General features: G+C 39.5%; 6 protein-coding genes and 1 pseudogene. 6 read left to right on the top strand and 1 reads right to left on the bottom strand.

The window, feature by feature from the left end; genetic code table 11:
- Positions 1-370 precede the first annotated feature (370 nt).
- A pseudogene (locus tag F6J99_RS37870) lies at positions 371-540 on the bottom strand (group II intron reverse transcriptase/maturase); the annotation flags it as partial.
- A gap of 1455 nt (positions 541-1995) precedes the next feature.
- Between F6J99_RS37870 and F6J99_RS37875 the strand changes: the two are divergent.
- The 6 genes from F6J99_RS37875 to F6J99_RS37900 all read left to right on the top strand — a co-directional run.
- On the top strand, positions 1996-3378 hold the full coding sequence (locus F6J99_RS37875) for an aminotransferase class I/II-fold pyridoxal phosphate-dependent enzyme (protein ID WP_293121034.1): 1383 nt from the start codon (positions 1996-1998) through the stop codon (positions 3376-3378).
- A 17-nt stretch (positions 3379-3395) separates the two neighbouring features.
- Complete coding sequence (locus tag F6J99_RS37880) at positions 3396-3806, top strand: SxtJ family membrane protein (RefSeq protein ID WP_293121036.1); 411 nt, start codon at positions 3396-3398, stop codon at positions 3804-3806.
- A 66-nt stretch (positions 3807-3872) separates the two neighbouring features.
- Positions 3873-4025: a DUF5989 family protein gene (locus tag F6J99_RS37885; protein ID WP_293121038.1), complete on the top strand. Its 153-nt coding sequence runs from the start codon at positions 3873-3875 to the stop codon at positions 4023-4025.
- A 14-nt stretch (positions 4026-4039) separates the two neighbouring features.
- A complete protein-coding gene (locus F6J99_RS37890; RefSeq protein WP_293121040.1) occupies positions 4040-5188 on the top strand; it encodes a GDSL-type esterase/lipase family protein in 1149 nt (382 codons plus the stop codon).
- 61 nt (positions 5189-5249) lie between these two features.
- Positions 5250-6809, top strand: coding sequence for a glycosyltransferase family 39 protein (locus tag F6J99_RS37895; protein WP_293121042.1), 1560 nt, complete (start codon positions 5250-5252; stop codon positions 6807-6809).
- 236 nt (positions 6810-7045) lie between these two features.
- Positions 7046-7743: carbamoyltransferase N-terminal domain-containing protein (locus F6J99_RS37900; protein ID WP_293121044.1), on the top strand; the 698-nt coding region annotated here is incomplete at its 3' end.

The following is a 7743-nucleotide window of genomic DNA, read 5'->3' on the forward strand; positions in this document are numbered from 1 at the left end:
TATCAATCAATACAGGGAATCAATGTCAAAGAATAATGTACCTCATAACTGCGATAAACGCTAGATTAACACTTGATAAAATCTGCCTATCACATAGCTATTCAAATAACCTAGATTTCAGAGAGCTTAATCTGGTCACCTATCGCTACTTATACAACAACAGATTCAAAAAAGGCTTAAAACCTATACGGTAAAATAGTTTTAGGTCGAATCAGTATAAATCCAGGGATACTTGTGCTTCCAGCACTTTTTAGGTCATCGACCTCTTTACCTTACCTGAACCGCTTTTCAGCACCTTTTTGAGCTAGAGAATTTCAAAGTCCCACTATGAGCTTTTAGGAGCTGTTCTGAACCCGTATGAGTTAGGTTAAAATTTTGCTTCCCATTCAGGCTCAAGAGCTTGTTTGGTTAGTGCCTGCAATGATCGGTCGTACATGGTAGGTATACCTAATGGGCGTTTTTATGACCGGCCAGGTTTAGGAATCCATACCCGACGGGTGGGTTTTGCCCTTTTGGACACTTTGATTTGATATTAAGCACCTACACAGAATTATTAGAATGAAATAGCCCTGGGATATTAGGGGAATCAGAAAAGGGGGGTAAAGCTTTTTTCCTGATCATCCTGTTAACATTTTGTTTGTTGCGATTCAGCTCATTGCGCCACTCGACTATAACGAGGATTTAACCTATCTTTATTGTGTACCCATGAGTCCTTGCCTGTTACTAAAACTACATCGGGCTACTAGTTCTAAATTGTCCAAACCCGCTTTACCCATAGGTTTGTTAATTCCTCTGAATAGGGGTAAGGCTGTGACTCCGATTCCACAAGGGCTGAACTTTCACCTAGCATGGTTATCAAGTTGTCTAGATTTTGTTAAAATCTAGCGGCTAATCTCCCAAACCTTTTTTTTTGTAAGCTGTGGTTCCTAGCCAACGAATTGTACTACCAATCTCGTCTTGGGAGGATCCTAGTTAGAACGAAACTCAAGCGATATACCTATTATTAAATAATATTAAATAATAGGCATATTGGTAAGCAGTTGTTGCCACCAAGATTTTATTCGCTTAAGCATTCAGGGGTCAACTTATTTTATTCAAAAGCACCTCAAGTAGACTGGCACAGGCTTTGGCCTTTGGCCACGCTGTGCGAACGACGCTGTGACCTAAACCATAAGCTGATCGGTGATGGCTGAAGCTTACGTATTCGCAAACAGCATTCATGGTATTAGAAGACTTTAGAGTTTGTCAACCCTCTCCCAAAATTAACAGCACCTGGGCTGGTTGACTGACAAAAATAATTAACTAATTAATCACTTACGGGAGCAGGTTAATTTTTTAGAACAAATGAACTCCTTGACAAAATGACAAAAATCCGGGTTTGCTGAATCAAGGAATGAATGGGCGATCATCTGGTGCATGTTAAAGCCCCCGTTGGTCCCACAATTCTGGGGGACTTTGAGAGTTTTGTCATCCCCCCGGTGCGCTTTCCGTAGGCGAATTTAATTCGCTATAGGTGCGCGCCTCAAAATTCGGCACAACCATACCCAAAATCAGCAACGCCCAATCTTGAAACGAGTTATAAACGCAGTACTCGTCAAAAAGTCAAACGAGCCAGTATGGATCCAAGGTATATGCTTAGAGCTAATTTGTAAATTAAATATTAAGAAGCCTGAAAGCCTTGCTATGATTGTATTTTGGCATTAAGTAGTTCAAGCGTTCTAGTTTAGCGCAAGCCTTATCCTACAAGGATTACAGCGAGTTTATAAATCAGCTCTTAAGGTTTTAAAAGCTTCGATTCCCCTACAGTGTAACTTATCTGAGGCATAATTTTTCTTGCGTTTAACCTGTACTTAATTTTAAGTAAATATCCTATTATAGCATATTTTTTTTTTAAAAAAAAATATTAACTTTTTTAAAGTCATGTTGACAAAAGCTTAAAGGAAGTGAGAATAATAAATCAGAAGATCTCAGACTCAGTATATTCTGCCCAAAAGAATGGTTTTGGAAAAAAGTAGCCTAAAAGTATTGCAAGAAGCTTTGGAGGAATTGGACACTGGATTCCAAAAATTGCCAAGAAGAAGATTTGAGCCATTACCGGACCAAATTGCCTTGCGAAGAGTGCTTTTAGAAGTGGCGGAACGGATGAAGGATAACTACCCTTATCCTCACCCCCTCTATGCAGGCCAAATGCTTAAGCCTCCCCATCCAATTGCTCGCTTGGCCTACACACTGGCACTGTGGATCAATCCGAATAATCATGCTCTTGATGCTGGTCCGGCAAGTTCAATGATGGAGAAAGAAGCAGTAGGTGAAATCGCGAATATGTTTGGGTGGCAAACTTATTTAAGTCACCTCTGTAGTGGCGGAACAATGGCTAATTTGGAAGCCTTGTGGGTGGCTGGAAATCTTCAGAAAAATCGCACAATTGTTGCTTCTCAGCAAGCACACTATACTCATCAAAGAATCTGTGGAGTGTTGAGACTTCCTTTCCAAGAAGTACCTTGTGATCATAGGGCACGAATGGATGTTGATGCCCTCAAGGCTATCCTTGAAAAAGGGGAAGTTGGGACTGTTGTTGCTACTATTGGTACTACTGCAACAGGTTCAGTCGATCCTCTGCCTGAAATTCTTGAACTTCAAACTCAATATAATTTTCGTGTTCACGCTGATGCCGCTTATGGTGGGTATTTTACCCTAGCAGAAAATCTTGATGCCGAGACTAGATCAGTTTTTGACTGTCTACAACAGGTTGATTCTATTGCCCTCGATCCCCACAAGCATGGACTCCAACCCTATGGATGTGGCTGCATCCTCTTTCACGATCCATCTATTGGAACACTTTATAAGCACGATTCTCCTTACACCTACTTTAGTTCTTCAGAACTCCATCTGGGTGAAATTAGCTTAGAGTGTTCCAGACCTGGTGCATCGGCTGTTGCACTATGGGCAACCCAGCGTCTCCTTCCTTTAACCCCAGGAGGAGAGTTTGCTGCTGATTTAAGCCGTTCTCGTCAAGCAGCTCTGATGCTCTATGAAAAAGTTCAACAGGCCTCTCAATACAGGGTTACATTTGCTCCGCAATTGGATATTCTAGTTTGGTCTCCATCTGCTGAAAGTGCCAGCAAAATATCACAACTCTCCCAGGCTATCTTTAAAGAAGCAGCTGATCTTGATCTTCATCTTGCCCTGGCTGATTTACCCAAGGAACTCTTGGAAGAAGTGTGGCAAGACGTTGACTGGGATCAAGACCATGTTACCTGTTTGCGTTCCTGCTTGATGAAGCCAGAGCACGCAGATTGGATAGAGGAGATTTGGCAGATTCTTGAGCAAGCAACCCGGAAAGTTTTTGAAGTTTATGGCATTGGTATTCAAGGTTAAAGTTCAAATCAAAAATCATGACCATGAATCAAATGGATGGCATTGATCAAAAAGAGCTACGAAAGTTCGGGATTGTTGGTGGCGCTATTATATCTATTTTATTCGGTTGCTTACTGCCAATAGTACGTCATCATGAGTTATCGCGATGGCCGTGGATTATTGCTACAATCCTGTGGGTTTGGGCAATCGTTGCACCTGCAACTTTGAATATTGTTTACCGGAGCTGGATGAAAGTTGGACATATTCTGGGCTGGATCCAAACACGAATCCTTCTGAGTATTGTCTTCTATCTTATAGTTGTACCAATGGGACTCATGAGACAGGCATTTACCAAAAACTCAATGGTAAATTGCTTTGATCTGGAGTTGTCAACTTATCGCCTCGAGAGTCGAATTAGAACTAAAGAAAGTATGGAGAACCCATTTTAGACATAGAAGTAAACCTCGTATAGTTTAAAAATTGTCATTTCTATAAACTTTATTCGATAAAAAAATATGCTGGATTTTATCAAAGACTTTGGAAATTTCCTCAAAGAGCGTCAGAAGTATTGGCTTATTCCTCTAGTTTTTACCTTAGTTTCGCTCGGAGCCTTAATTGTCTTTGCTGAGTACTCAGCGATCGCTCCGTTCATTTATACTTTGTTCTAATTCTTAAAAGTAAGATGACCCAATCAAATACAAAGCCCATGTCTTGGATTGGCAATTTACTGCTCATCCTAGGGGGTATTGTTACGGCAATTTTGATACTAGAAACTTTTGCTATTACTACAGGATTCACTATCAACGATTATTTTGAGATTACCCACAAATACTTTTACGAATTTTTACAACCTAATGATAAACTTGGGTATATTCCTCAACCTAACCTGAGCAATTTTAATTATTACTGGTCATACGAGGCAAAAGATGCTGTCATTAACACAGATAATAATGGCTTCCGCAATCTCGGTAGAGATTATGCTGACTCTAACTTGTACTTTGTTGGGGACTCCTTCACTTGGGGCTGGGGTATAGATAGAGAGAAAACTTTCTATGGAATCCTGGAATCAGAGTTGAACCACCCTACTATTACTTTGGGAATACCAGGTTATGGCTTTGAACAATATCAGGTTTTGTTTAAGGAGTGGGTATCTAAGTACAAACCAAAAACTGTCATCTTATGTTTGTACGCAAATGACTTAGAAGCGGTAAAGCCTCTTGAAGAGATGAAAAAAACCTATCAAATATTAGGTGCAGCTGAATATGAGACTTTAGACTGGTATCAAAAATCATTGATATACAAGTTTATCATCAAGAAAGGGTTATTAAACTTGCTGAAAATGCTGTTTACAGCAAAAGAAGCTAGAAACGGTTTGATCCTACATAATCAAAGATACATGACCTATCAACTGGTAGGCACAAGCCGAGACTATTTAGGGTCTGCCGATCGTATTCAAGTTGAAAATGCCCTTTCTCAGATTATTGATATCACTCAAGAGAACCAAATTGATCTCCTGATATTCTGTATTCCCACAAAAGAATCGACTTATATAGAAGAATATGCTCAGTTATTTCCAAGAAGAATTGACTATATGAGAAATTATCTGAGAAATGAGGAAGTTGGTTATCAGCAACTCTGTCAGTTAGCTCAAGAGAAAAAGGTTCCCTGTGTCGATTTAACCAAAGCATTTAGGGAGAAGAGTGGCGAGGCAAAGTTGTATTTTAACCTTGATTCTCATTGGAATGTTGCAGGGCATCAGCTAGCTGCTAAGTTAATTTCAGAAACATTAGTGCGATTGCGAAAAACTGGGCTAGGGGAGAGAAATGGATAAGGAAGCAGTGGTTCAGACACATCTGCCCGGGACACAACGCCCTCCTAATTGCTTGAAAATCTTGGCTATTTTCTTGATTGTACTTGGTATCTTTTTCCGCTTTTATCACCTAGAAAATAAAATTTATTGGCATGACGAGACCTTCACATCTATGGGGATTTCTGGCCATACACTGGCTGAATTGAAACAAGAGATTGTCAATGAGCAGGTCACTTCTTTTTCTACTCTAGATCAGTACCAATATATTAATCCAGATCGAGGTATTGACAACACAGTACGTTACTTGATAGAGTCTGATCCGCATCATCCCCCGTTTTACTATGTCCTAGTTAGGCTATGGGCGCAGATTTTCGGTGATTCTCCATCGGAGGTTAGGATTTTATCTGCCATCTTTAGCCTATTAATAATTCCTGCTTTTTACTGGCTCTGTCTAGAGCTATTTGGCTCCTCCCTAGTCGGGTATGTTGGGATATCGTTGGTAGCCGTCTCCCCTTTACATATCTTATTTGCGGAAGAAGCACGTCAATACAGCCTATGGACATTGATATGCATCCTGTCAAGTGCAGCACTGCTGTGGGCGATTCGGCGAGAAACGTTCTGGAGTTGGTCTGTCTACTCTCTAATATTATGCCTGGGGTTTTATACGCACTTGTTGACTGCTTTGGTTGCGATCGCCCACGGGACTTACGTGGCGATTAAGCAAAGCTTTCGCCTCACCAAAACTGCTCTCAGCTATCTGTGTGGAACCCTAGTTGCCTCCATCCTATTTCTGCCTTGGTTGCTTGTGTTAATTGGCAATGTTGACACAGCAGTTACACAAACATCCTGGTTATCTTCTAAATTTGATAACCCATTCTCTCTAATCCTTTCATTTTTCAATCGTACCCGGGCAGTTTTCTTTGATGTTAATTTGGCTAATGACACCCCTTGGATTGACTTTGGAACCGTTGACAGCCCTACTCTATATATAGCAGCAACAGCATTTAGTCTGTTTTTGCTAACCTATGTTGTATATTTCTTATTTCAAGAGATTTCCTCAAGAAAAGGGCTTTTGTTCATTAGCTTGCTAGGGTTCTTCTGTACCATATTATTTCTGCTGTATGACCTGATTTTCGGAGGTGTCATTTCAAGTGTTTTTCGATACCATTTGCCATTCTATGTTGGGTTGCAGCTTGTTTTTGCCTCTGTTATAACCTTGCATATTTTCTCCGATCAGCTTTGGCAACAACGGATGGGAATACTGATTGCAAGCAGTTTACTGATAGCTAGCATCATCTCTGATGTGAGTATTATGAGAAATGATAGCTGGTGGCTCAATGAACCCAGCCACACAAGTCACGAAATCTCTAAAGCTATCAATCAATTTGATAGCCCTTTACTCATAATTGACGACAATATTATTAATTTGGGAGCAGCTTTAGTGTTAAGTCATCAGCTAGACTCAAAAACTCATCTACTTTCCATGCATGAGGGGCACTCACTGGAACTACCTCTGGAATACACCAATATTTTTCTTCTTGACCTGAGCTACAGTCAGAATTTGTTTGAGCAAGCAAGGCAGGAAGGCTATTCCTTAAGACCAATTTATCCGTTAAAAAGACTATGGAAAATCAGCGCTTAAAAATCAAGCTAGACTTTTGTCAGTATTTTTATTGCTGATATAACGCAGGATGTATTTATGATCATTTATGTGTCATTGATGCTAAGATTATTAACGGCAGGGTCCCACTTTTTGACAATATGGCTCGAAAGACTTATATTTATCAAAAATTCGTCCCATTAACGAAAAATCAATCAAGATATTCATAAGTTTCAATAAAGATTCTCTCACTTTAGCAGTTAGAAGGAAAATATCAAATGTTAATTCTTGGATTAAGTGGTTGTTTCTCAGAGAATGATCGAGACTTTATTCCTAACCTACCCAACTGGTTTTATCATGATTCTGCTGCTGTCTTAATAGATAATGGAAAAGTTGTAGCAGCAGTAGAAGAAGAACGGCTCAACAGAATCAAGCATACTAATAAATTTAGTGCCAGAAGCATTCATTATTGCTTAGAGGAATATCAAGTTAAACTGTCTGATATTGATTATATTGGCTTCTATATCAATGAATATTCTATTGATCGAATGCTCAACAGTGAATATATAAAGTATCAAACTGTTCCTCTAAAATATTCACGACAACTAATAATAGAGCTTTTAGAGAAGGAGTTCGATTATAAATTTCCTCCGGAAAAATTGAGATATGTGATCCACCATCAAGCTCATGCTTATTCAACATTTTTCCATTCAGGCTTTGACCAATCACTAATTATGGTTGTTGATGGAAATGGAGAAAATGAGTCCATCACAATTATGAGTGGGCAAAATCAGCAATTAAAGACACTTAAAACCTTTCCTATAGAAGCCTCTCTTGGATTTCTTTATTTAGCTGGTGTAGAGTTACTTGGGTATTCACTATTTGATGAATACAAAGTTATGGGATTAGCTCCATACGGAGATAAGGAAAGATTTCGACCTCAGTTTCAATCCATATATAAATTGCTTCCTAATGG

The organism is Moorena sp. SIO4G3 (assembly GCF_010692305.1).
Lineage (GTDB): Bacteria > Cyanobacteriota > Cyanobacteriia > Cyanobacteriales > Coleofasciculaceae > Moorena > Moorena producens_A.

Excerpts from the sequence above, each read along its gene's own strand:
- F6J99_RS37875 (WP_293121034.1), top strand. The coding sequence starts at position 1,996 with ATGGTTTTGGAAAAAAGTAGCCTAAAAGTATTGCAAGAAGCTTTGGAG.
- F6J99_RS37880 (WP_293121036.1), top strand. The coding sequence starts at position 3,396 with ATGACCATGAATCAAATGGATGGCATTGATCAAAAAGAGCTACGAAAG.
- F6J99_RS37885 (WP_293121038.1), top strand. The coding sequence starts at position 3,873 with ATGCTGGATTTTATCAAAGACTTTGGAAATTTCCTCAAAGAGCGTCAG.
- F6J99_RS37890 (WP_293121040.1), top strand. The coding sequence starts at position 4,040 with ATGACCCAATCAAATACAAAGCCCATGTCTTGGATTGGCAATTTACTG.